The organism is Pseudoxanthomonas sp. CCNWLW251, assembly GCF_037402255.1.
In the GTDB taxonomy this organism is placed as follows: domain Bacteria; phylum Pseudomonadota; class Gammaproteobacteria; order Xanthomonadales; family Xanthomonadaceae; genus Pseudoxanthomonas_A.
In genome coordinates this window covers 64,282-85,653 of record NZ_JBBEGA010000005.1, presented here as the reverse complement: position 1 = coordinate 85,653, position 21,372 = coordinate 64,282, and the positions used below count along the sequence as shown (strand labels likewise).

The following is a 21,372-nucleotide window of genomic DNA, read 5'->3' as shown; positions in this document are numbered from 1 at the left end:
GCCAGGCCAGAGCGGGGATGTCGGTGGAACAGAGGCAAAGCAATGCAACAGGAATGGACGCGGGCGCCGACGAGATGCGGCCCGATCCGTGGCGACTGACCCAGCGGGGCTTCGATGCGGCGCGTGCCGCCCGTGACGAGACCTTGTTCGCGCTGGCCAACGGCACGCTCGGCGTGCGCGGCGCCCTCGAGGAAGGCGACAGCGTCAGCGACGGCAGTTTCCTGTCGAGCGTGTTCGAGCAGAACCCGATCCACTACCACGAACGTTTCCCGGGCTTCACGCGCAGCACCGACACGCGCGTGCCGGTGGCAGAAGGCAAGCACATCCGGCTGCAGCTGGGCGATGCGCCGCTGCGGGTTGAGGAAGCGGCGTGGCTGGACTTCGAACGCACCCTGGACCTGGCTGCGGGCACGCTGGACCGCCGCCTCAGGCTGAAGACGCCGCAGGGCCACACACTGGAGATCCGTGCGCAGCGCGTGGTGCCGCTGGCCGAGCGCGCGCTGCTGGCGATCCGCTTCGAAGTCGCCTCGATCGACTATGCCGGTCCGTTGACCTTGCGTTCGTCGATCGAAACCGGGCGCCAGGCGATCGAACAGGGCGACGATCCCCGCATCGGCGTGGCCGGTGGCGAGGCGATGGACGTGTTCGACGAACATGCCGGTGCCGGCGGTGCATGGCTCACCCAGCGCACGCACCACAGCGGAATCACGCTGGTCTGTGCCCAGCATCACCGGTTGTCGCAAGGGGTCGCGTTCGCTTCAGCGGATGCCGGCGAAGGGCGCGTCGAGCAGTGCTTCGAGGCCGTACTCGCGCCGGGCGCGTCGGTGGTCGTCGAGAAGTTCGTCGCTTACGACGATGGCAACGGTACCGTGCGCGATGGCGTGCAGGCAGTGCTGGCGCGTGCGCAGGCCGCGGGCTTCGATGCGATCGCCCGCGCACAGGCGGAGACTTTGCAGGCGTTCTGGCAACGCGCCGGCATTTCGGTGGAGGGCGATCCGGCGGCCGAACTGGCGCTGCGCTTCAACCTGTTCCACCTGCTGCAATCGGCCGGTCGCGACGGCATCAACGGCACGGCGGCCAAGGGCATCACCGGCGAAGGCTATGAGGGCCACTGCTTCTGGGACACCGAGGCCTTCGTGCTGCCTGTGATGGCATTGACGGCGCCCGACGTGGCACGCGCCATGCTGATGTACCGCTTCCGCACACTGGATGGAGCACGCGACACCGCGCGTGCGATGAACCATCCGCGCGGCGCGCTGTACCCCTGGCGCACCATCGCCGGCCGCGAATGTTCCGCGCACTATCCCAGCGGTTCGGCGGCGTACCATATCAACGCCGCCATCGCGTACGGGATCGGGCTTTATCTCGACGCCAGCGATGATCTCGACTTCCTCAGCGAGGCTGGCGCCGAGATTCTTTTCGAGACCGCGCGGATCTGGCCGCAGGCGGGCCACTTCAATCCGCGGCTCGACGGTGCGTTCTGCATCCACGAAGTGACGGGCCCGGACGAATACACCACGCTGGTCAACAACAACTGGTACACCAACCGCATGGCGCAGCGGCACCTGCTGCGTGCGGTCCAGGCCTGGGCGCGGCTGTCGGCCGCGCGGCCCGCTGCGCTGGCGGAACTCGCCTCACGCATCGGGCTGGACGCCGACGAAGTCGCGCTGTGGCAGCGTGCCGCCGAGGCGATGTACCTGCCGGTCGACGACGCATTGGGCATCCATCCGCAGGACGACGATTTCCTCGGCAAGCCGCGTTGGCCGTTTCCGAAGCGCGAAGGGCCGCATCGCCCGCTGCTGCTCGACTACCACCCGCTGACGCTGTACCGCCACCAGGTCTGCAAGCAGGCCGACGTGGTGATGGCGATGGTGCTGGCCGGTGACGGTATCGCGCTGGGTGCGAAGCGTCGCGACTTCGACTACTACGAAGCGGTCACTACCCATGACTCCACGCTGTCGGCGCCCGTGTACGGCATCCTCGCCAGCGAGGTCGGGCACGACGAAAAGGCATGGCGCTATTTCGACGCCAGTCTGCGCGTGGACCTGGATGACCTGCATGGCAACACCGACCACGGCGTGCACATGGCGGCGATGGCGGGCAGCTGGCTGGGGCTGGTGCAGGGCTTCGGCGGGCTGCGCATCGTGGGCGGTCGCCTGCAGTTCGCGCCGACGCTGCCCACCGCCTGGAAGGGCTACGGTTTCAACCTGCGTTGGCGCGGTTGCGCACTGCGGGTGGACGTGGATGTGCGGGGCGTGCGCTATCGGCTGGACGAGGGTGACCTGCTCGCCTTCGCCCATGCCGGGAGCGAAGTGGTGCTGAAGCCGGGACGGGAAACCGTGTTGCCGCTTGCCGTGCCGTCGCCGCCGAAAGCCGTGTTCCCGCGTGCCTGCCGTGCCTTGGTCTTCGACCTGGACGGCGTACTGACCGACACCGCGCATACGCACTACCGGGCATGGAAACGGCTGGCCGACGAAATCGACGTCCCATTCGATCTGCTGGTGAACGAGCGGCTCAAGGGTGTGGACCGGATGGCTTCGCTGGAGATCATCCTGGAGCGCGCATCACGCGCCTACAGCGCAGACGAGAAGCGCGCGCTGGCCGATACCAAGAACGGTTACTACGTGCAGGAAATCGCCAGCGTGGGTCCGCAGGATCTGTTCGACGGTGTGCGCGAGGTGCTGGATGCCGCGCGTGCGGCGGGCCTGAAGCTCGGGCTGGCGTCCGCCAGCCGCAACGCGCCTGCGCTGCTGGACAAGCTGGGCATCGCCGACTGCTTCGACTACATCGCCGATGCCGGCCGCATCGCGCGCGCCAAACCGGACCCGGCCATCTTCCTGGACGTGGCCGCCGCACTCGGCGTGCCCGCGCACCTGTGCATCGGGGTGGAAGACGCCGCCGCCGGCATCGAGGCCATCCATGCCGCCGGCATGGCCGCCGTGGGCATCGGCGACGCCCGCGCGCTGCGCCACGCCGATGCCGTGATTCCCCGCATCGCCAAGTTCGACCTGAGGACGTTCGTTTCGCCTTGACCGCACACGGCCACAGAAGCCGCGGCGGCAGCCTGTCACTACAACAACAAACGCACTACGTGGAGGGAGAGACCATGCAACACACCAAGCACCCGATGCGCTACGCCCTGTCGGCCGCCATCGCGCTGGCGCTCGCGCCGGTACTGGCGGGCGCCCAGGAAGCCGCCCCGGCGCCCGCTAACGACGAGGCGACGACACTCGACGCCGTCATCGTCAGCGGTACGGCCAAGTTCAAGGGCCTGCGCAAACGCGACGCCAGCTTCTCGATCAGCACGGCCACGCCGGAGCAGATCCAGGAAACCGCGCCCACCAGCACTGCCGACCTGCTGAAGATCGTGCCGGGCGTCTGGGCCGAGGCCAGCGGTGGCGGCACCGGCGCCAACGTCTTCGTGCGCGGCATGCCGTCCGAGGGCGACGCACCGTTCTTCACCCTGCAGCTGGACGGCTCGCCGATCTTCCCGCCGCCGACGCTGTCGTTCCTCGAAAACACCACGCTGTTCCGCATCGACGACACCATCGCGCGCGTCGAAGGCCTGCGCGGCGGTCCCAGCCCGATCTACTCGAACGGGCAGCCCGGCGTGACGGTCAACTTCATCCAGAAGAAGGGCGAGGACACGCCGGAGGGCAGCGTGCGCCTGACGCTGGGTACCGACAGTCTGCGCCGGGTCGACTTCTACAGCGGTGGTCCGCTGAGCGCGGACAGCGGCTGGTACTACAGTGTGGGCGGCTTCTACCGCGAGACCGACGGCGTGCGCCAGACAGGCTTCCCCGTGGAAAAGGGTGGCCAGCTGAGCGCCACGCTGACCAAGCGCTGGGCCGAAGGCGAGTTCAACCTCTATGCGCGTCATACCGACGACCAGAACACCTTCTATACGGCGGTGCCGCTGGTTTCGCGCAACAACGGCAAGGACATTTCCAGCTTCCCGGGCCTGGACGCCACCACCGGCACGCTGGTCGGTGACGACTTCCGCCGGGTAACGCTGCCCACCGGCGTCGGCAACCAGACGATGACCCGCGACCTGGCCGATGGCCGGGGCGTGGACATCGACGTGTTCGGCGGCTCCTTGGACTGGTACGTCGGCAACTGGACCATCAGCGACAAGTTCAACTACCTCAAGGGCGACGCGCCGACCTACGCGCTGTTCACCGGTGCCAACCCGCAGACCCTGTCGTCCTACATCACCGACACCTACGGGGCGGGCGTCACCGGCACCGGCACCTTCGTCAATGGCGGCGGCACGGTGGATCCGAACCAGCAGGTGCTGACCGCAGGCTTCTGGGTGGTGGAGAAGGAGATCAGCTCGTTCACCAACGACCTGCGTTTCAGCGTCGATCTGACCGACAGCAATGCGCTGACGTTCGGCGTGTACTACGCGGACTACTCGTCCAAGGACCGTTGGTGGCTGGGCAACAACATGCTACTGACTGCGCAGGACAACGCGCGCCGCGTGAACCTGGCGCTGTCCAACGGGCAGGTGGCGACGCGTGACGGCTTCGTGGGCACGGCGTTCTACAACATCCGCGGCGACTACGACGGCCAGAACGCGGCCTTCTTCATCGCCGACGAATGGACCGTCAACGACCGCATCCGCCTGGATGCCGGCGTGCGCTACGAGCGGCAGGAAGTGAACGGCACGGTGTGGGATCCGGTCACGGTCGACCTGGACGGCAATCCGAACACGCTGTACGACAACAACACTTCGGTCTCGACCACGCCACGCAGCATCGACCAGAACGACAGCGACGTGTCCTGGACGGCCGGCTTGAACTACACGCTTAACGACAGCGTCAGCCTGTTCGGTCGCGTCAACTCGGGCTTCACCTTCCCGCAGTTCGACAACCTGCGCGACGGCGCCAACAACAAGACCGAGATCGACCAGTACGAGTTGGGCCTGAAGGCCGGCGGCGAGACGTACGAGATGTACCTCACCGCGTTCTACAACGACTTCACCGGCCTGCGCTACCAGGCGTTCGACAACAACGGCAACAACGTCGTCATCATCGGCGACTCGAAGGCGCGCGGCCTGGAGTTCGAAGGTGCGTGGCGTCCGGCGGGCGGCTTCGAGCTGGCGTGGAATGCGACCTGGCTGCGTGCCAAGTACGGCGACTTCGCCACCTACGATGGCAACCAGGTGGTACGCCAGCCGAAGTTCCGCGCGCGGCTGACGCCCAGCTACTACTGGTCCATGCCGTGGGGCGACCTGAAGGTGTTCACCACCTATACGCATGTCGGTGACCGCTACTCCGATCCCGCCAATGGCCAGGTGCTTCCCGAATACGACACCTGGGACATCGGGGCCAGCGCACACGTGGGCGAGAACTGGGAGTTCACCTTCTCGGGCCGCAACGTGACCGACGAGATCGCGCTGACCGAGGGCAATGCACGCGTGCTGGGCAATGCGACCAGTGGCGGCGTGTTCATGGGTCGCCCGCTGGAAGGCACGTCGTACCAGGCCTCCGTCGCCTATCGTTGGTGAGGCATCGGGGCCCGCCATGATGCGGGCCGTCCTCCACCGCCGCGCCGTCTCTCCCCGGCGCGGCGGTGGATACTGTTTCCCGCCGGGTGCCGCGTGGCGTGACCACGCGACCTCCCTCCGCGCACTCCGGGCCAGGCGGCCAGGAGGCGCTTGCGCTTACCGGTACCGCCCATGACACGCACCCGCATGATCCTGGCAATGATCCTGACCTACATGATCTTCGCCATGCTGTTGAATTCCGTGGGCACCGTGATCCTGCAGTCCATCCAGGGGTTCGGCATCACCAAGGCCGATGCCAGCCTGCTGGAGGCGTTCAAGGACCTGCCCATTGCGATCACCTCGTTCCTGGTCGCGTCGTTCCTGCCGAGGGTGGGCTACCGCCGGGCGATGATGCTCGGCCTGCTGCTGGTCGCCGCCGCCTGCATCGCGATGCCGCTGCTGCAGGCGTTCTGGGCGACCAAGCTGCTCTTCACGGCGGTCGGTGTGTCGTTCGCGCTGGTGAAGGTGTCGGTCTACTCCAGCATCGGCCTGCTGACCGACGACGCGAAGGCGCATGCGGCGCTCACCAGCACCGTCGAAGGCTGGTTCATGGTCGGGATCCTCGGCAGTGCCTGGTTGTTCGCGGCCTTCATCAATGCGGATGCGCCGGGCGATCCGGTCTGGCTGGATGTCTATTGGGTGCTTGCGGCGATGTGCGCAGCGGTGGTCGCGCTGCTCGCGACCAGTACGCTGGACGAGCGCGCCGCGCGCGACGGCCATGCGGCGGGGGAATCCTTCATCGACATGTTCCGCCTGCTGGCAATGCCACTGGTGGTGGTGTTCCTGGTGTCGGCCTTCCTCTACGTGCTGATGGAGCAGGCCATCAATACCTGGCTGCCGACGTTCAATCGCGAGATCCTGCACCTGCCCACCACGCTCAGCGTGCAGGCGGCCAGTATCTTCGCCGGGTCGCTGGCGCTCGGTCGCCTGGGAGGCGGCGTGCTGCTGCGGCGCGTGCCGTGGTTCTGGCTACTGTCCGGCTGCGTGGCGGCGATGGCAGCGCTGGTGCTTCTGGCGTTGCCGCTGGCGGCGAATGTGCAGGCACGCGACGGCATGACCTGGTGGAACGCGCCCGCGGCTGCCTATGTGTTCCCGATGATCGGCCTGCTGATGGCGCCGATCTATCCGGCGATCAATTCGGTGGTGCTCAGTGCACTGCCCAAGTCGCGGCATGCAGCGATGACGGGGCTGATCGTGGTGTTCTCCGCCCTGGGCGGAACCACCGGCTCCTACGTCACCGGCCAGTTGTTCGCGCATTTCGACGGGTCGCGTGCGTTCTATCTGCTGCTGGCGCCGATGGCCATGTTGCTGGTGTCGATGGCGCTGCTGCAGCGCGCGGTGTCGGGGAAGCGAGGCATGCCGCAACCCGCGTGACGTCAGCACCTTGACGCCGCGTGGCGGGTGGCTTCGCGTATCGTGTCCGCCTTCCGTTACCGAGACGAGACGACGCATGAACGCGACCGGCGTGGCCCTGGCCCTCTTCATCGGCATGCTGCTGCCGCTGCAGGCGTTGATCAACGCGTCGCTCGGCAAACAGACCTTTGGCCCCGTGTTCGCCTCGTTGGCGTCCTTCATGGTCGGAACCGGGGTGCTGTTGGCGTGGTGGTGGCTCAGCCGGCCGGTATTCGTGCCTGCCGCGCTGGGCAAAGTGCCGTGGTGGGCATGGACGGGGGGCATGATCGGGGCGGTGTTCGTTGCCTCGGCCACCCTGCTGGTGCCTCGCCTGGGAGCGGCGTCGTTGATCTGCCTGGTGGTGGCGGGACAACTGGCGGGTTCGGTCGTGCTGGACCACTTCGGGGTACTGCATGCGCGGCAACCGGTGGATGCGCTGCGTGTCGTCGGCCTGCTGCTGGTGGTCGCCGGCGCGCTGCTGGTGGTGAAGCCCTGGCAGTCGGCGGGCGGCTAATCCGTGGCGGGCCTGCTGACCGGGCTGCCACCCAGCGTGGGTGCGGGCTGTCGCGTACTCGTGCTCGGATCGATGCCCGGCGACGCCTCGCTGCAGGCCGCGCGCTACTACGCCCATCCACGCAACCGGTTCTGGCCGGTGATGGCGTCGATCTGCGGATTCGATCCGGTCGCCCCGTACGAGCATCGCCTCCGATATCTGCATGAGGCCGGCGTGGGATTGTGGGATGTCATCGGCCAGTGCGAGCGACGCGGCAGTCTGGATGCCGCCATCGTGCGCGGCAGCGAGGTCGCCAATCCACTGGAGGAGATGCTGGTGGCGCACCGCAGCATCGTGGCGATCGCGTTCAACGGGGGAAAGGCGGCGGAGGCCTTCCGTCGCCACGTGCAGCCGCAGCTGCCGGAGGCGTGCATGCCGGCTCTGTTCGCATTGCCATCCACCAGCCCCGCCAACGCAGCGATTCGCCACGACGCCTTGCAGCAAGCCTGGACCGCGATCTCGCCATTGCTGCACATGCCCGCCTGACAATGCGGCGGCGTATCGTGTGAGTCGAACGTCGAACCAAAGCGATACCACTGTGTCCGCAGGCTCGCGTGGCGCAGTCGTTTTCCTCCGCGCCGGCACGCAATGTCCCGCCGTGGACAGCAATTAGTCCGAAGGAATGGTTGGCGCATCGCGCCGCTGCGGACACAATAGGGGTTCCCCTCTTCAAGTCCGCACCGGAGTAACGCCATGTCCGACATCAAGGAAGCCAAGGTTCCCGACATCGGTGACTACGACGGTGTGCCGGTGATCGAGATCCTGGTCGCCGTGGGCGACACGGTGAAGAAGGACCAGGGCCTGGTCACGCTGGAATCGGACAAGGCGACGATGGAAGTACCGTCGGCCTTCTCCGGCGTGGTGAAGGAGATCAAGGTCAAGCTGGGCGACGAGATCGCCGAAGGCGCGGTGGTGGCGCTGATCGAAGTGAGCGAAGGCGCGGCCGAGGCGAAACCTGCCGCCGCACCCGCACCGACCGCCACCGCTGAAACCGGCGCGAAGGTCGAGCCGGTCGCGGTATCGCCGACACCCGACAAGATCACCCAGCGCGAGATCGCGCAGGAACGCGCCGCGCCGGCCGTCGCCCCCGCTGCCTCGCGTGTGCTGGACGACAAGCCCGGCATCGACCCGGAAGCCTCGCCGCCGCGCACGCCGCCGGTCGAATTCAATGCCGATCGCGTGCTTCCCGAGAAGGTCGCCTACGCCAGCCCCGCGGTGCGCCTGTTCGCCCGTGAACTGGGCGTGGACCTCAACCAGGTCAAGGGCACCGAGCGCGGTGGCCGGATCAGCAAGGAAGACGTGCAGAAGTACGTCAAGGGCGCGCTGGCAGGTGGCGTGTCGGCCCCCGTCGCGGCAGGCGCACCGGCCGCCGCCGGTGGCGGGCTCAATCTGCTGCCGTGGCCGAAGGTCGACTTCAGCAAGTTCGGCGAGACCGAGGTCGTCGCGCTGTCGCGCATCAAGAAGATCTCCGGCGCCAACCTGGCGCGCAACTGGGCGATGATCCCGCACGTCACCCAGCACGACCACGCCGACATCACCGACCTGGAAGCGCTGCGCGTGGCGCTGAACAAGGAAAACGAAAAGGCCGGCATCAAGCTGACCATGCTCGCCTTCCTGATGAAGGCCAGCGTGTCGGCGCTGAAGAAATTCCCCGACTTCAACGCTTCGCTCGATGCCAGCGGCGAGAACCTCACGCTGAAGAAGTATTTCCACGTCGGCTTCGCCGCCGACACGCCGAACGGTCTGGTCGTGCCGGTGATCCGCGACGTCGACAAGAAGGGTGTCAACGAGATCGCGCAGGAAAGCGGCGAGCTGGCCAAGAAGGCGCGCGAAGGCAAGCTGGGCCCGGCCGAGATGTCGGGCGGCTGCTTCTCGATCTCCTCGCTGGGCGGCATCGGCGGCGTGGCGTTCACGCCCATCGTCAATGCGCCGGAAGTCGCCATCCTCGGCGTGTCCAAGTCGTCGATCCAGCCGGTCTGGGACGGCAAGCAGTTCCAGCCACGCCTGATGCTGCCGCTGTCGCTGAGCTACGACCACCGCGTGATCGACGGCGCCGCCGCGGCGCGCTTCACCGCGTATCTGGCGCAGCTGCTGGGCGACATGCGCCGCGTACTCCTGTGAGTCCGTAGGGTGGGCCCCGGCCCACCGATCCGACCAAGCCACGGTGGGCCCAGGCCCACCCTACGAAAGAGAGCGGTATGGCGAACACGATTGAAGTCAAAGTCCCCGACATCGGCGATTACAGCGATGTGCCGGTCATCGAGATACTGGTCGCCGTCGGCGACACGGTGAAGAAGGACCAGGGCCTGGTCACGCTGGAATCGGACAAGGCCACGCTGGAAGTGCCGTCCTCGGCCGCCGGCGTGGTGAAGGAAATCAAGGTCAGGCTGGGCGATTCGCTGTCCGAAGGCAGCGTGGTGGCCGTACTGGAAGCCGAAGGCGCCGCGGCATCCGCGCCCGCGCCCGCAGCTCCCGCCAAGCCTGCGCCCGCACCGGCGGCGCCTGCCGCGTCGGCGCCCGCGCCTGCAGCACCGGCCGCGGCACCCGTGCCGTCCGGCGGTGGCGGATTGATCGAAGCCAAGGTGCCCGATATCGGTGACTACGATGGCGTGCCGGTGATCGAGATCCTGGTGGCCGTCGGCGACACGGTGAAGAAAGACCAGGGCCTGGTCACGCTGGAATCCGACAAGGCGACGATGGAAGTGCCGTCGCCTGCCGCCGGCGTGGTGAAGGAGATCAAGGTCAAGCTGGGCGATTCGCTGGCAGAGGGCAGTCTGGTCGCGATCCTGGAAGGCGAGGGCGCCGCTGCGGTGCCGGCCAGGCCTGCGCCGGTTGCGGCCTCGCCGGCGGCCCCTGCCGCACCGGCCACCTCGGCGCCGAAGCCCGCGCTGGGCACCGGCAAGCCCGCCGACATCGAATGCCGCATCGTCGTGATCGGTTCCGGTCCGGGCGGCTACACGGCGGCGTTCCGCGCCGCCGACCTCGGTCTGGACACGGTCCTCATCGAACGCTACGAAGCCCTCGGCGGCGTCTGCCTCAACGTGGGCTGCATCCCGTCGAAGGCGCTGCTGCACGCGGCGGCGCTCATTGACGAAGCCGCGCATTCCGACGACATCGGCATCAGCTTCGGCAAGCCGAAGATCGACCTCGACAAGCTGCGCGGCTTCAAGCAGGACAAGGTGGTCGGCCAGTTCACCAAGGGCCTGGCCGGCATGGCCAAGCAGCGCAAGGTACGCACGGTCACCGGCGTGGCGAAGTTCGTGTCGCCGAACGAGCTGGAGATCGTGGGCAGCGACGGCAAGACCCAGCTGCTGCGCTTCGAGCAGTGCATCATCGCCGCCGGTTCGCAGGCGGTGAAGCTGCCCAACTTCCCGTGGGACGACCCGCGCGTGATGGATTCCACCGACGCGCTGCAGCTGGCCGAGGTGCCGAAGAAGCTGCTCGTCGTCGGCGGCGGCATCATCGGCCTGGAAATGGCGACCGTGTATCGCGCGCTGGGCGCCGAAGTGACCGTGGTCGAGTTCATGGACCAGCTGATGCCGGGCGCCGACAAGGACCTGGTGAAGCCGCTGGCCGATCGTCTGAAGAAGCAGGGCGTGGCCGTGCAGCTGAAGACCAAGGCCGCCAAGGTCGAGGCGTCGAAGAAGGGCATCACCGTGCACTTCGAGAGCGCCACCGAAGGCCAGAAGCCGGAACTCGAGTCGGGCACGTGGGACCGCGTGCTGGTCGCGGTGGGCCGTTCGCCCAATGGCGGCAAGCTGGATGCCGACAAGGCCGGCGTCACCGTCACCGAGCGCGGCTTCATCCCGGTGGACGCGCAGATGCGCACCAACGTGCCGCACATCTTCGCCATTGGTGACCTGGTGGGCCAGCCGATGCTGGCACACAAGGCCACGCACGAAGGCAAGCTGGCTGCGGAAGTCGCTGCGGGCGAGAAGAAGGAGTGGGTGGCCCGCGTGATTCCGTCCGTGGCCTATACCGATCCGGAAATCGCGTGGGTCGGCGTGACCGAGACCGAAGCGAAGGCCAAGGGCCTGAAGACCGGCGTGGGCAAGTTCCCGTGGGTGGCGTCCGCGCGCGCGGTGGGCATCGGCCGCGGCGAAGGCTCGACCAAGCTCATCTTCGACGAACACACCCACCGCATCATCGGTGCCGGCATCGTCGGCGTGCACGCGGGCGACCTGATCAGCGAACTCGCGCTGGCGATCGAGATGGGCGCGGAAGCCGGCGACATCGGCGCGACCATCCACCCGCACCCCACGCTCAGCGAGTCGGTCGCGATGGCGGCGGAGGTCTACGAAGGCACCATCACCGACCTGTACATCCCGAAGAAGAAGTAAGCGACACCGGGTGCTTCAGGAACGGAAAGGCCGCGCGGATGCGCGGCCTTTCCGTTCCTGGCGTCGGGCCTGTCAGGCGGGCAAGGGCATTGCTTTGGACGCCCGCCGGGCTTCGATCCGTTTCCACACTTTTTCATGGAAGTGGAAGACCACGGTATTGGTCGCCGGCTCGATCAACGCCAGCATGCCGCCCACCAGCAGGCTGCCGGTAAACAGGTAGCCCAGGGTGAAGGCCACCGAGAAATGCAGGATCGCGAAGCTCAGGGTCTTGTTCACGGCGGGCTCCAGATGAGAATTGATCTCATTATGGGGTCCAAGCTGCCGCTGTCCAATGGAATGATCCGCTGCTACCGATAAATATTGCCTATCGGTCGGGGTGGGGTATCTGGATGGCTGGCCAAGGCGGCCCGGGCGTGTTCGGCGCCGGGCGTGCCTTGTGCGACCGGGTCAGAACCGGACCGACACGCCCGCCATCGGGCCATGCACCTTGAACTCGCCGGTGGCCTTGCCCGCGACGTCCACCGTGCCAATACCCGACTCCGCCGGCGCCTCGAACGAACCGCGATAGTCGTCACTGAGCTTCAGGCGGAACCAGTCGTAGCCCACATGCACGCCGATCCGCTCGGTGACCCGGTACTCGACCAGCAGGCCGCCGCGTTCGAAGTGTCCCTGCTCATTGATGAAGTTGCCCCAGCGCGTATCCAGATACTGTCCCTGCGCCTCGATGCGCAGGCGCGGCGTGGGCGACCACGCCACGCGGGTGTGCAGGTTCGGCGAGGTGCCATCGCGGTTCCAGTCCAGGTCTTCCCACTGCGGATCGATCTCCCCGGTACCCGTGCTGGTGGCGGTACCGCGCGCCGCCAGCGTCGCATGGGTGATGCCGGCACCGAGGCCCCACTGGAAGCGTGGTGTATCGACCATCGCGAACTCGTAGTTGAGGCTGGCCAGTTCGAAACTGATGCGGCCCGACACATCGACGGCAGGCACCTCCACCGGCTCGCCCGGGATCTCGACCTCGTCGAAGATCGTGCCGGGATCGACCCAATCGCCATCGAAGCCCCACGATTGATCCCGCCGATAGTCGTAGTAATTGAGCCGGAGCGACTGGCGGGGCGTCATGTTGAAGGCGAGCTCGCCGCGCGGGCGCCAGCGGCCGTCGGCATTGATCTCCCCGGCCGCACCCAACTCCTCCGTTCGCTCGCCATTGGTGGCCACGGCGTCGCCGGTGAAGCGGATGTTCGCCTCGGGATTGAATGCGGAGAGTCTCAGTTCGAAGCGGGCGTCGTCGGAAACCTCCTGTGCGGACGCGGTGGAGGTGGCGATGGCCAGGGACAGGCAGCAGAAGACCGATGCGGCGGTGCGATGGGGGATGTGGCGGCTCATGGGGTCCATGCGGTTGGGTGTGGGGAGCCCAACGTTTGCCATGCCCGGGTCGACAGGGAGTGAATTGACTGAACGAGTGGCGCTCTCCGCAGCGTTTCCCGCCGGAAAAAAGGAAGCCCCGGGGGCAACCGGGGCTTCTGGAGAACCTGCGACGGAGCATCGGACGAGGAAGTTGAGCGGCAGGCCTCAGAGGGACTGACAGGCGGTTTTCGTCAAAGTTCCGGGAAATCCTGCGGAAAATTCTGAACAGGGGAAACGGTTACAGCCTTGTCCCCGCTGGCTTTGGCGGAATCCGGCGCCGAACTCGCGGTTTCGACCTTTGGCTGTTGTCCCGGAAATTGTCCCGCTGCTATACTTTTGCGGCTCGGCGAGGCGCTTTACCGCCTTGTACCCCGCCAATTCCGTAGGGCTTTCGTGTGCTGAATTCCGTCGCTGCGGGCCGGCGGCTGGTGTTGCGCGCCGCCGTCTGGCAGACGGTCGCGGTACTGCTGGTCGCGCTGCTGTTCCTGCTCTGGGGCGTGCCCCAAGCGGTTGCGGCGGCCGTCGGAGGGTTGGCGATCGTGGCCGGCGCGCTGCTGGCGGCCTGGATGGCCTTCGGTGGTGGTGTGCTCGGCGCCGTCTCGGCGGTCCTGAGGCTGGCCGCGGGGATGGTGGTGAAGTGGGTCGTGGTGATCGGTGTGCTGGTCGTTGGCGCGGGGCTGTACAAGCTGCCCCCGCTGCCTCTCCTGGCAGGCGTGATCACCGGACTGGTGGCACAGGTGCTGGTCGCGACCGGCAAGCAGCGATAACCCAACTAGAAAGGTTTCCGACTCATGGCGGGCGAAGCTCTGACTCCCACCAGCTACATCCAGCATCACCTGAAGAACCTCACGGCTCAGGTGGGCGGCGATGGTCCGTTCTGGACGATCAATGTCGACACCTTCGTGACCGCCGTGTTGATGGGTCTGCTGATCGTGTTCGCCTTCTGGATGGCGACCCGCAAGGCCACGGCCGGCGTGCCGGGCAAGTGGCAGGCGTTCGTCGAGATCATGCTGGAGTTCGTCGACAAGCAGGCCCGCGACACGTACCACGGGACCAGCAAGCTGGTGACGCCCATCGCGATCACCATCTTCTTCTGGATCCTGATGATGAACCTGCTGAAGATGATCCCGGCAGACTTCATCGCCAAGCCGCTCGAACTGATGGGCGTGCATTACTGGAAGCCGGTGCCCACCGCCGACGTCAATGCCACCCTGGGCATGTCGATCAGCGTGTTCTTCCTGATGCTGGTCTTCGCGTTCCGCTCCAAGGGCCTGGGTGGTTTCGCCAAGGAATTCCTGACGGCGCCGTTCGGCAAGTGGATGATGCCGTTCAACCTGATCCTCAACATCGTCGAATGGGTCAGCAAGCCCATTTCGCTGGCGATGCGACTGTTCGGCAACATGTTCGGCGGCGAGATCGTCTTCCTGCTGATCTGGGTGCTGGGCGGCGCCGGCATCCTCGGCATGCTCGGCGGTGCGACATTCGGCCTGGGTTGGATGCTGTTCCACCTGCTGGTCATCCCGCTGCAGGCCTTCATCTTCATGATGCTGTCGATCGTCTACCTGAGCCTGTCGGAAGACAGTCACTAACGTTTCCGCTTCACCGTTTCCTTCGTACCATCACCTTTCAAGCACTTAAGTTCCGGAGATCACCATGGAAAGCATCCTCACCAACCTCGCCCAGGTCCAGGCTTCGACCGCCCTCGCCATCGGCATCATGATCGGCCTGGCCGCGCTGGGCGCGGGTCTGGGTCTGGCCATCATGGCCGGCAAGTTCCTGGAATCGGCTGCCCGCCAGCCGGAACTGATCCCGGTCCTGCAGGTGCGCATGTTCATCACCGCCGGCCTGATCGACGCCGCGTTCATCATCTCGGTCGCCGTCGGCCTGCTGTTTGCGTTCGCCAGCCCGTTCATCACGATCTTCACCGAGCAGCTGGCCAAGCTGGCGGGCTGATCCGTCGCGTGCACGCCTGACCCCGGGCATCCGCCCGCGGTCAGTCACCAGGCGTAGCTGGGCCGGCGCGATGTGCGCGGGCCCTTCATCACCGGCAGGTTTACGATGAATATCAATCTCACTCTGTTTGCCCAGGCGCTGGCCTTCGCCGGCCTGATCTGGATCATTGCGACCAAAATCTGGCCGCCGCTGCTGGCTGCCATCGAGGAACGCCAGCAGAAGATCGCCGAAGGCCTGGCCGCTGCTGACCGCAGCCAGAAGGATCTGGCGCAGGCCCAGGAAAAGGTCAACGAGGCGTTGAAGGAAGCCCGCGTCAAGGCCAACGAGATCATCGACCAGGCCCATGCGCGCGCCAACCAGATCGTCGATGCGGCCAAGAACGACGCGATCGCCGAAGCCAACCGCCAGAAGGCGCTGGCCGAAGCCGAGATCGACGCCGCCGCCACGCGTGCCCGCGAGGACCTGCGCAAGCAGGTGTCCGCGCTGGCCGTCAGCGGTGCCGAGAAGCTGTTGAAGCGCGAGATCGATGCCAACGCCCACAAGGCGCTGCTCGACGAACTCGCCGCCGAAATCTGATCCGGACGATCTGATCGATGAGCCAGGCCCTTACCGTCGCCCGCCCCTACGCCCGCGCCGCCTTTGCGACGGCGCGCGACGAAGGCAACTTCGCTGTCTGGTCGCAGGCGCTGGGTTTCGCCGCGCATGTCGCGGCGGACCCGCGCGTGGCCGCGCTGCTGCCCAATCCGCAGCTGCTGCCCGCCGACGCGGTGGCGCTGCTCGCGCCCGAGGGGGCCAGCGAGACGTTCGCCCGTTTCCTCGGCATCCTCGCCGATGCCCGCCGCCTCCCGCAGTTGCCGGAGATCGCCGGCCTGTTCGAGGACCTGCGTGCCGAAGCCGAACATATCGTCAAGGCGAAGGTCACCTCCGCCACGGCGATGCCGGCCGGTGAGCTGGACGTGATCAAGGCGGCATTGAAGAAGCGCTTCGGCCGCGAGGTCGAGGTGGAAACGGCCATCGACGCATCGCTGATCGGCGGCGCCGTGATCGATGCCGGCAGCGTGGTGATCGACGGCTCGCTGAAAGGCAAGCTGGCGCGCCTGCAGTCGGCGCTGACGCACTGAATTCCCATTGAACCGCCGCGCGCGAGCCGGCACACAGGACTTACCCATGGCTACCACGCTCAACCCCTCTGAAATCAGCGACCTGATCAAGACCCGTATCGAGAAGGTCAAGCTGGCCGCGGAGTCGCGCAACGAAGGCACGGTGACCTCCGTGTCCGACGGCATTGTGCGCATCTTCGGCCTGGCCGACGTCATGCAGGGCGAAATGATCGAGCTGCCCAACAGCACCTACGCACTGGCGCTGAACCTGGAGCGCGATTCGGTGGGCGCCGTGGTCCTGGGCGACTACGAGCACCTGCGCGAAGGCGACGTGGCCAAGACCACCGGCCGCATCCTGGAAGTGCCGGTCGGTCCGGAAATGCTCGGCCGCGTGGTGAACGCGCTGGGCGAGCCGATCGACGGCAAGGGCCCGCTGGGTACCTCGCTGACCGCGCCGGTGGAGCGCGTGGCCCCGGGCGTGATCTGGCGCAAGTCGGTCGACCAGCCGGTGCAGACCGGTTACAAGTCCGTCGACGCCATGATCCCGATCGGCCGCGGCCAGCGCGAGCTGATCATCGGTGACCGCCAGACCGGCAAGACCGCGATGGCCATCGACGCCGTGATCAACCAGAAGGGCACCGGCATCAAGTGCGTGTACGTCGCGATCGGACAGAAGGCCTCGACCGTGGCCAACATCGTGCGCAAGCTGGAAGAGAACGGCGCGCTGGCCCACACCGTGGTCGTCGCCGCCACCGCCTCCGAGTCGGCCGCGATGCAGTACATCAGCGCCTACTCCGGCTGCACCATGGGCGAGTACTTCATGGACCGCGGCCAGGATGCCCTGATCGTGTACGACGACCTGTCCAAGCAGGCCGTGGCTTACCGCCAGATCTCGCTGCTGCTGAAGCGTCCGCCGGGCCGCGAAGCCTACCCGGGCGACGTGTTCTACCTGCACTCCCGCCTGCTCGAGCGCGCTGCCCGCGTGTCCGAGGATTACGTGGAGAAGTTCACCGAAGGCAAGGTCACCGGCAAGACCGGTTCGCTGACCGCGCTGCCGATCATCGAAACGCAGGCCGGCGACGTGTCCGCGTTCGTGCCGACCAACGTGATCTCGATCACCGACGGCCAGATCTTCCTGGAAACCGACCTGTTCAACGCCGGCATCCGCCCGGCCGTGAACGCCGGTATCTCGGTGTCGCGCGTCGGTGGCGCTGCCCAGACCAAGATCATCAAGAAGCTGTCGGGCGGCATCCGCATCTCGCTCGCCCAGTACCGTGAGCTGGCGGCGTTCGCGCAGTTCGCCTCGGACCTGGACGAAGCCACCCGCAAGCAGCTGGAGCGCGGCCAACGCGTCACCGAGCTGATGAAGCAGAAGCAGTACGCGCCGATGTCCATCGCCCTGCAGGCGCTGTCCATCTACGCCGTCAACGAGGGTTACCTGGACGACGTGCCGGTCGGCAAGATCCTGGCGTTCGAAGACGCGCTGCACGCGCACTTCACCAATACCCAGGGCGCGCTGGTCGACACGATCAACAGCACCGGCAACTGGAACGACGAGATCGAAGGCGCCTTCAAGAAGGGCATCGCCGAGTTCAAGCAGACCGGTACCTGGTAAGCGTAGGGTGGGCCCCGGCCCACCATTCGTGAAGGCGGCGGGCCGGGCCCGCCCTACGAAGACGAATCAAGCGAGCAGAGCATGGCAGGCGGACGCGAAATCAAAACCAAGATCAAGAGCGTGCAGAACACCCGCAAGGTGACGCGCGCGCTCGAGATGGTCTCGGCCTCCAAGATCCGCAAGGCGCAGGAGCGCATGAAGACCTCGCGCCCGTACGCACGCGCGATGAAGCAGGTGATCGGCCACCTGGCGCAGGCCAACACCGATTACCAGCATCCCTTCATGGTGGAGCGCAAGGACGTCAAGCGCGTCGGCTTCATCATCGTGTCGTCCGACCGCGGCCTGGCCGGCGGCCTGAACAACAACCTGTTCCGCAAGATGCTCGGCGAGATCCGCCAGTGGAACGAGAAGGGCGTCGAGGTCGACGTGGTCACCATCGGCCAGAAGGCTTCGGTGTACTTCCGCCGGGTCAAGGTCGACATGCTGGCCAGCGTGTCGCACCTGGGCGATTCGCCCAAGCTCGACCAGCTGATCGGCGTGATCAAGGTGATGCTGGACGCGTACACCGAAGGCAAGCTGGATCGCGTGTTCGTCGTCTACAACGACTTCGTCAACACGATGACCCAGCGTGCGGCGTTCGACCAGCTGCTGCCGCTGCCGGCGGCGGAGACGCAGGTGGCGCACCACGACTGGGACTACATCTACGAACCCGATGCCGCGACCGTGCTCGACCACGTGATCACGCGCTACATCGAGTCGCTGGTGTACCAGGCGGTGCTGGAGAACATCGCGTCGGAACACGCGGCGCGCATGGTGGCCATGAAGGCCGCCAGCGACAACGCCAACAAGCTCATCGGTACCCTGCAGCTGGTCTACAACAAGGCCCGCCAGGCGGCGATCACCCAGGAAATTTCCGAAATCGTCGGCGGCGCGGCGGCAGTCTGACGCGCGTAGTCACAAGAATTCATCTAGAGGAATGCAGCAATGAGTCAGGGCAAGATCGTTCAGATCATCGGCGCGGTGGTTGACGTCGAATTCGCGCGCCACGAAGTGCCGAAGGTGTACGACGCGCTGAAGGTGGAAAACACCGCCATCACGCTCGAAGTGCAGCAGCAGCTCGGCGACGGCGTCGTCCGCACCATCGCCCTCGGCTCCACCGACGGCCTGAAGCGCAACCTGATCGCCGTGAACACCGACAAGGCCATCTCGGTGCCCGTCGGTGCCGGTACGCTGGGCCGCATCATGGACGTGCTGGGTAACCCGATCGACGAAGCCGGCCCGGTGCAGGCGACCGACCATTGGGAAATCCACCGCTCGGCCCCGTCGTACGAGGACCAGTCCTCGGCCAACGACCTGCTGGAAACCGGCATCAAGGTCATCGACCTGATGTGTCCGTTCGCCAAGGGCGGCAAGGTCGGCCTGTTCGGCGGCGCCGGCGTCGGCAAGACCGTCAACATGATGGAGCTGATCAACAACATCGCCAAGGCGCACAGCGGTCTGTCCGTGTTCGCCGGCGTGGGCGAGCGTACCCGCGAGGGCAACGACTTCTACCACGAGATGAAGGACTCCAACGTTCTCGACAAGGTCGCGATGGTGTACGGCCAGATGAACGAGCCGCCGGGCAACCGCCTGCGCGTCGCGCTGACCGGCCTGACCATGGCCGAGTACTTCCGCGACGAGAAGGACGCGTCCGGCAAGGGCAAGGACGTGCTGCTGTTCGTCGACAACATCTACCGCTACACGCTGGCCGGTACCGAAGTGTCGGCGCTGCTCGGCCGCATGCCGTCGGCCGTGGGCTACCAGCCGACGCTGGCCGAGGAAATGGGCGTGCTGCAGGAACGCATCACCTCGACCAAGACCGGTTCGATCACCTCGATCCAGGCCGTGTACGTGCCCGCGGACGACCTGACCGACCCGTCGCCAGCCACCACGTTCGCCCACCTTGACGCGACCGTCGTGCTGAGCCGCAACATCGCCTCGCTGGGTATCTACCCGGCCGTGGATCCGCTCGACTCGACCAGCCGCCAGCTGGACCCGAACGTCATCGGCCACGAGCACTACGACACTGCGCGCCGCGTGCAGTCGACGCTGCAGAAGTACAAGGAACTGAAGGACATCATCGCCATCCTCGGCATGGACGAGCTGTCCGAAGAAGACAAGCAGGCCGTGTCGCGCGCCCGCAAGATCGAGCGCTTCTTCAGCCAGCCGTTCCACGTGGCCGAAGTGTTCACCGGTTCGCCGGGCAAGTACGTCTCGCTGAAGGACACGATCCGCGGCTTCAAGGCGATCGTCGACGGCGAGTACGACCACCTGCCGGAACAGGCGTTCTACATGGTTGGCGGCATCGAAGAAGCGGTCGAGAAGGCCAAGAAGCTCGCCGAGAAGGCGTAAGCACGTAGGGTGGGCCCCGGCCCACCTTCGCGGCAACCGGTGGCGGGCCTCGGTCCGCCCCAAACGGCAAAGAGAGTTCCATGAGCACCATCCGTTGCGACATCGTCAGTGCCGAGCAGGAAATCTTCCACGGTGAAGCCACCTTGGTCGTCGCCACCGGCGAACTGGGCGAGCTCGGCATCGCGCCGAAGCACGCGCCGCTGATCACCCGCCTGAAGCCGGGCAAGGTGGTGGTGACGCTGCCGAGCGGCGAGCATCTGGACTTCGCCATCTCCGGCGGCATCCTCGAGGTGCAGCCGCAGGTCGTCACCGTGCTGGCGGATACCGCCGTGCGTGCGACCGACATCGACGAGGCGCAGGTGCGCAAGGCAAAGGAAGAAGCCGAGCGCGTGCTGTCCCACAAGGACCCGAAGATGAGCGTGGAAGAAGCCCAGGCCCAGCTGGCCATGAGCATCGCCCAGCTCAGCGCGCTGGAGCGCCTGCGCAAGAACCTCAAGCACTGAGGTCCACCGCCTTCGCTTCATCGGAACGCCGGCCTCGCGCCGGCGTTTCCGTTTCCGGACCTAGCGGTAGACGACGTGCCGCCACAGGAAGAACGCGACCACCGCCAGCACGCCCTCCACCAGCGGCTTGGCCAGCCAGGCGTGCGCCAGTCCCAGTGACGACGCCACCCAGGTGACCGCCAGCGTGCTGATTGTGGTCAGTGGCACCCACACCAGCAGGAACTTGGTGAAGCGCCACCAGCCCAGCCGCGCGGCACCGGCCTGCGCAAACGTCAGCCGGCCGTTCAACCAGAAGCCCAGCAGCGCGCCGCACGCGCGTCCGGCCAGGTTGCCGGGTGCGGCGGGTACGCCAACGGCGGTGAGCACGACGAAGACCAGCCAGTCCAGCAGCAACTGCGCCACGCCGACGGCGATGAAGCTTCCGCCTTGTCTGAACATCGCATGTTGGGTGAGGCGCTGAAGCATCGCCGTATGTTACCCGCCGTCTTGGGGCGGATGGCACGTGCGGGGGGCGGACTGCGTTGAAGGGGTAATTGCTACCATGTGGTCCTGCACGCGCTCGTCCACGACAAA

At 66.4% G+C, this 21,372-nt stretch carries 19 protein-coding genes; 16 read left to right on the top strand and 3 right to left on the bottom strand.

Translation table 11 applies throughout. The annotated features are described in order from the left end of the window. Positions 1-53 precede the first annotated feature (53 nt). From pgmB to lpdA, 7 genes are all read left to right on the top strand, one after another. Positions 54-3,032: a beta-phosphoglucomutase gene (gene pgmB / locus WBN46_RS16925; RefSeq protein ID WP_337732599.1), complete on the top strand. Its 2,979-nt coding sequence runs from the start codon at positions 54-56 to the stop codon at positions 3,030-3,032. A 74-nt stretch (positions 3,033-3,106) separates the two neighbouring features. After that, on the top strand, positions 3,107-5,509 hold the full coding sequence (locus tag WBN46_RS16920; protein ID WP_337732598.1) for a TonB-dependent receptor: 2,403 nt from the start codon (positions 3,107-3,109) through the stop codon (positions 5,507-5,509). A 171-nt stretch (positions 5,510-5,680) separates the two neighbouring features. Next, positions 5,681-6,922 (top strand): MFS transporter, encoded by a 1,242-nt coding sequence (locus WBN46_RS16915; RefSeq protein WP_337732597.1) that lies wholly within the window; start codon positions 5,681-5,683, stop codon positions 6,920-6,922. Positions 6,923-6,998: 76 nt separating this feature from the next. After that, positions 6,999-7,454, top strand: coding sequence for a DMT family transporter (locus WBN46_RS16910; RefSeq protein ID WP_192202921.1), 456 nt, complete (start codon positions 6,999-7,001; stop codon positions 7,452-7,454). A gap of 3 nt (positions 7,455-7,457) precedes the next feature. Further along, positions 7,458-7,979, top strand: coding sequence for a DNA-deoxyinosine glycosylase (locus WBN46_RS16905; RefSeq protein ID WP_337732596.1), 522 nt, complete (start codon positions 7,458-7,460; stop codon positions 7,977-7,979). A gap of 207 nt (positions 7,980-8,186) precedes the next feature. Next, entirely contained in the window at positions 8,187-9,614 is a 1,428-nt protein-coding gene (locus WBN46_RS16900; RefSeq protein ID WP_337732595.1) for a dihydrolipoyllysine-residue acetyltransferase, read from the top strand. A gap of 77 nt (positions 9,615-9,691) precedes the next feature. After that, on the top strand, positions 9,692-11,833 hold the full coding sequence (lpdA, locus tag WBN46_RS16895; protein WP_337732593.1) for a dihydrolipoyl dehydrogenase: 2,142 nt from the start codon (positions 9,692-9,694) through the stop codon (positions 11,831-11,833). A 72-nt stretch (positions 11,834-11,905) separates the two neighbouring features. Here lpdA and WBN46_RS16890 read toward each other — a convergent pair whose 3' ends face one another. Beyond that, positions 11,906-12,109 carry a DUF2061 domain-containing protein gene (locus tag WBN46_RS16890; protein ID WP_337732591.1) on the bottom strand — a complete coding sequence of 68 codons (204 nt, stop codon included), beginning with the start codon at positions 12,107-12,109 and terminating at the stop codon, positions 11,906-11,908. A 171-nt stretch (positions 12,110-12,280) separates the two neighbouring features. Next, the gene (locus tag WBN46_RS16885; protein ID WP_337732590.1) at positions 12,281-13,216 is read right to left on the bottom strand and encodes a hypothetical protein; all 936 of its coding nucleotides are present in this window, start codon (positions 13,214-13,216) and stop codon (positions 12,281-12,283) included. Between the two features lie 416 nt (positions 13,217-13,632). Here WBN46_RS16885 and WBN46_RS16880 point away from each other — a divergent pair, with 416 nt between their 5' ends. From WBN46_RS16880 to WBN46_RS16840, 9 genes are all read left to right on the top strand, one after another. After that, positions 13,633-14,004 carry a hypothetical protein gene (locus tag WBN46_RS16880; protein ID WP_337732589.1) on the top strand — a complete coding sequence of 124 codons (372 nt, stop codon included), beginning with the start codon at positions 13,633-13,635 and terminating at the stop codon, positions 14,002-14,004. 24 nt (positions 14,005-14,028) lie between these two features. Continuing rightward, positions 14,029-14,826, top strand: a complete 798-nt coding sequence (gene atpB / locus WBN46_RS16875; RefSeq protein ID WP_241045911.1) for a F0F1 ATP synthase subunit A — start codon at positions 14,029-14,031, stop codon at positions 14,824-14,826. 64 nt (positions 14,827-14,890) lie between these two features. Continuing rightward, on the top strand, positions 14,891-15,190 hold the full coding sequence (gene atpE, locus WBN46_RS16870; protein ID WP_055939490.1) for a F0F1 ATP synthase subunit C: 300 nt from the start codon (positions 14,891-14,893) through the stop codon (positions 15,188-15,190). Between the two features lie 105 nt (positions 15,191-15,295). After that, entirely contained in the window at positions 15,296-15,766 is a 471-nt protein-coding gene (locus tag WBN46_RS16865; RefSeq protein WP_142126044.1) for a F0F1 ATP synthase subunit B, read from the top strand. Positions 15,767-15,783: 17 nt separating this feature from the next. After that, positions 15,784-16,311 (top strand): F0F1 ATP synthase subunit delta, encoded by a 528-nt coding sequence (locus tag WBN46_RS16860; RefSeq protein WP_192202929.1) that lies wholly within the window; start codon positions 15,784-15,786, stop codon positions 16,309-16,311. A 46-nt stretch (positions 16,312-16,357) separates the two neighbouring features. Beyond that, positions 16,358-17,905, top strand: coding sequence for a F0F1 ATP synthase subunit alpha (atpA, locus tag WBN46_RS16855; protein ID WP_192202930.1), 1,548 nt, complete (start codon positions 16,358-16,360; stop codon positions 17,903-17,905). Positions 17,906-17,986: 81 nt separating this feature from the next. Further along, complete coding sequence (atpG, locus tag WBN46_RS16850) at positions 17,987-18,850, top strand: F0F1 ATP synthase subunit gamma (protein ID WP_192202931.1); 864 nt, start codon at positions 17,987-17,989, stop codon at positions 18,848-18,850. Between the two features lie 39 nt (positions 18,851-18,889). After that, a complete protein-coding gene (gene atpD, locus WBN46_RS16845) occupies positions 18,890-20,296 on the top strand; it encodes a F0F1 ATP synthase subunit beta (protein WP_142126048.1) in 1,407 nt (468 codons plus the stop codon). Positions 20,297-20,376: 80 nt separating this feature from the next. Beyond that, positions 20,377-20,799 (top strand): F0F1 ATP synthase subunit epsilon, encoded by a 423-nt coding sequence (locus tag WBN46_RS16840; RefSeq protein ID WP_142126049.1) that lies wholly within the window; start codon positions 20,377-20,379, stop codon positions 20,797-20,799. Positions 20,800-20,859: 60 nt separating this feature from the next. Here the strand turns inward: WBN46_RS16840 and WBN46_RS16835 are convergent, their stop codons facing one another. Further along, positions 20,860-21,237: a GtrA family protein gene (locus tag WBN46_RS16835; protein WP_337732588.1), complete on the bottom strand. Its 378-nt coding sequence runs from the start codon at positions 21,235-21,237 to the stop codon at positions 20,860-20,862. Positions 21,238-21,372: the final 135 nt, after the last annotated feature.

What these genes read in the sequence shown, in the direction of transcription:
- pgmB (WP_337732599.1), top strand. Translation starts at nt 54, where the DNA reads ATGGACGCGGGCGCCGACGAGATGCGGCCCGATCCGTGGCGACTGACC.
- WBN46_RS16920 (WP_337732598.1), top strand. Translation starts at nt 3,107, where the DNA reads ATGCAACACACCAAGCACCCGATGCGCTACGCCCTGTCGGCCGCCATC.
- WBN46_RS16915 (WP_337732597.1), top strand. Translation starts at nt 5,681, where the DNA reads ATGACACGCACCCGCATGATCCTGGCAATGATCCTGACCTACATGATC.
- WBN46_RS16910 (WP_192202921.1), top strand. Translation starts at nt 6,999, where the DNA reads ATGAACGCGACCGGCGTGGCCCTGGCCCTCTTCATCGGCATGCTGCTG.
- WBN46_RS16900 (WP_337732595.1), top strand. Translation starts at nt 8,187, where the DNA reads ATGTCCGACATCAAGGAAGCCAAGGTTCCCGACATCGGTGACTACGAC.
- lpdA (WP_337732593.1), top strand. Translation starts at nt 9,692, where the DNA reads ATGGCGAACACGATTGAAGTCAAAGTCCCCGACATCGGCGATTACAGC.
- WBN46_RS16885 (WP_337732590.1), bottom strand. Translation starts at nt 13,216, where the DNA reads ATGAGCCGCCACATCCCCCATCGCACCGCCGCATCGGTCTTCTGCTGC.
- atpB (WP_241045911.1), top strand. Translation starts at nt 14,029, where the DNA reads ATGGCGGGCGAAGCTCTGACTCCCACCAGCTACATCCAGCATCACCTG.
- atpE (WP_055939490.1), top strand. Translation starts at nt 14,891, where the DNA reads ATGGAAAGCATCCTCACCAACCTCGCCCAGGTCCAGGCTTCGACCGCC.
- WBN46_RS16865 (WP_142126044.1), top strand. Translation starts at nt 15,296, where the DNA reads ATGAATATCAATCTCACTCTGTTTGCCCAGGCGCTGGCCTTCGCCGGC.
- WBN46_RS16860 (WP_192202929.1), top strand. Translation starts at nt 15,784, where the DNA reads ATGAGCCAGGCCCTTACCGTCGCCCGCCCCTACGCCCGCGCCGCCTTT.
- atpA (WP_192202930.1), top strand. Translation starts at nt 16,358, where the DNA reads ATGGCTACCACGCTCAACCCCTCTGAAATCAGCGACCTGATCAAGACC.
- atpG (WP_192202931.1), top strand. Translation starts at nt 17,987, where the DNA reads ATGGCAGGCGGACGCGAAATCAAAACCAAGATCAAGAGCGTGCAGAAC.
- atpD (WP_142126048.1), top strand. Translation starts at nt 18,890, where the DNA reads ATGAGTCAGGGCAAGATCGTTCAGATCATCGGCGCGGTGGTTGACGTC.
- WBN46_RS16840 (WP_142126049.1), top strand. Translation starts at nt 20,377, where the DNA reads ATGAGCACCATCCGTTGCGACATCGTCAGTGCCGAGCAGGAAATCTTC.
- WBN46_RS16835 (WP_337732588.1), bottom strand. Translation starts at nt 21,237, where the DNA reads ATGTTCAGACAAGGCGGAAGCTTCATCGCCGTCGGCGTGGCGCAGTTG.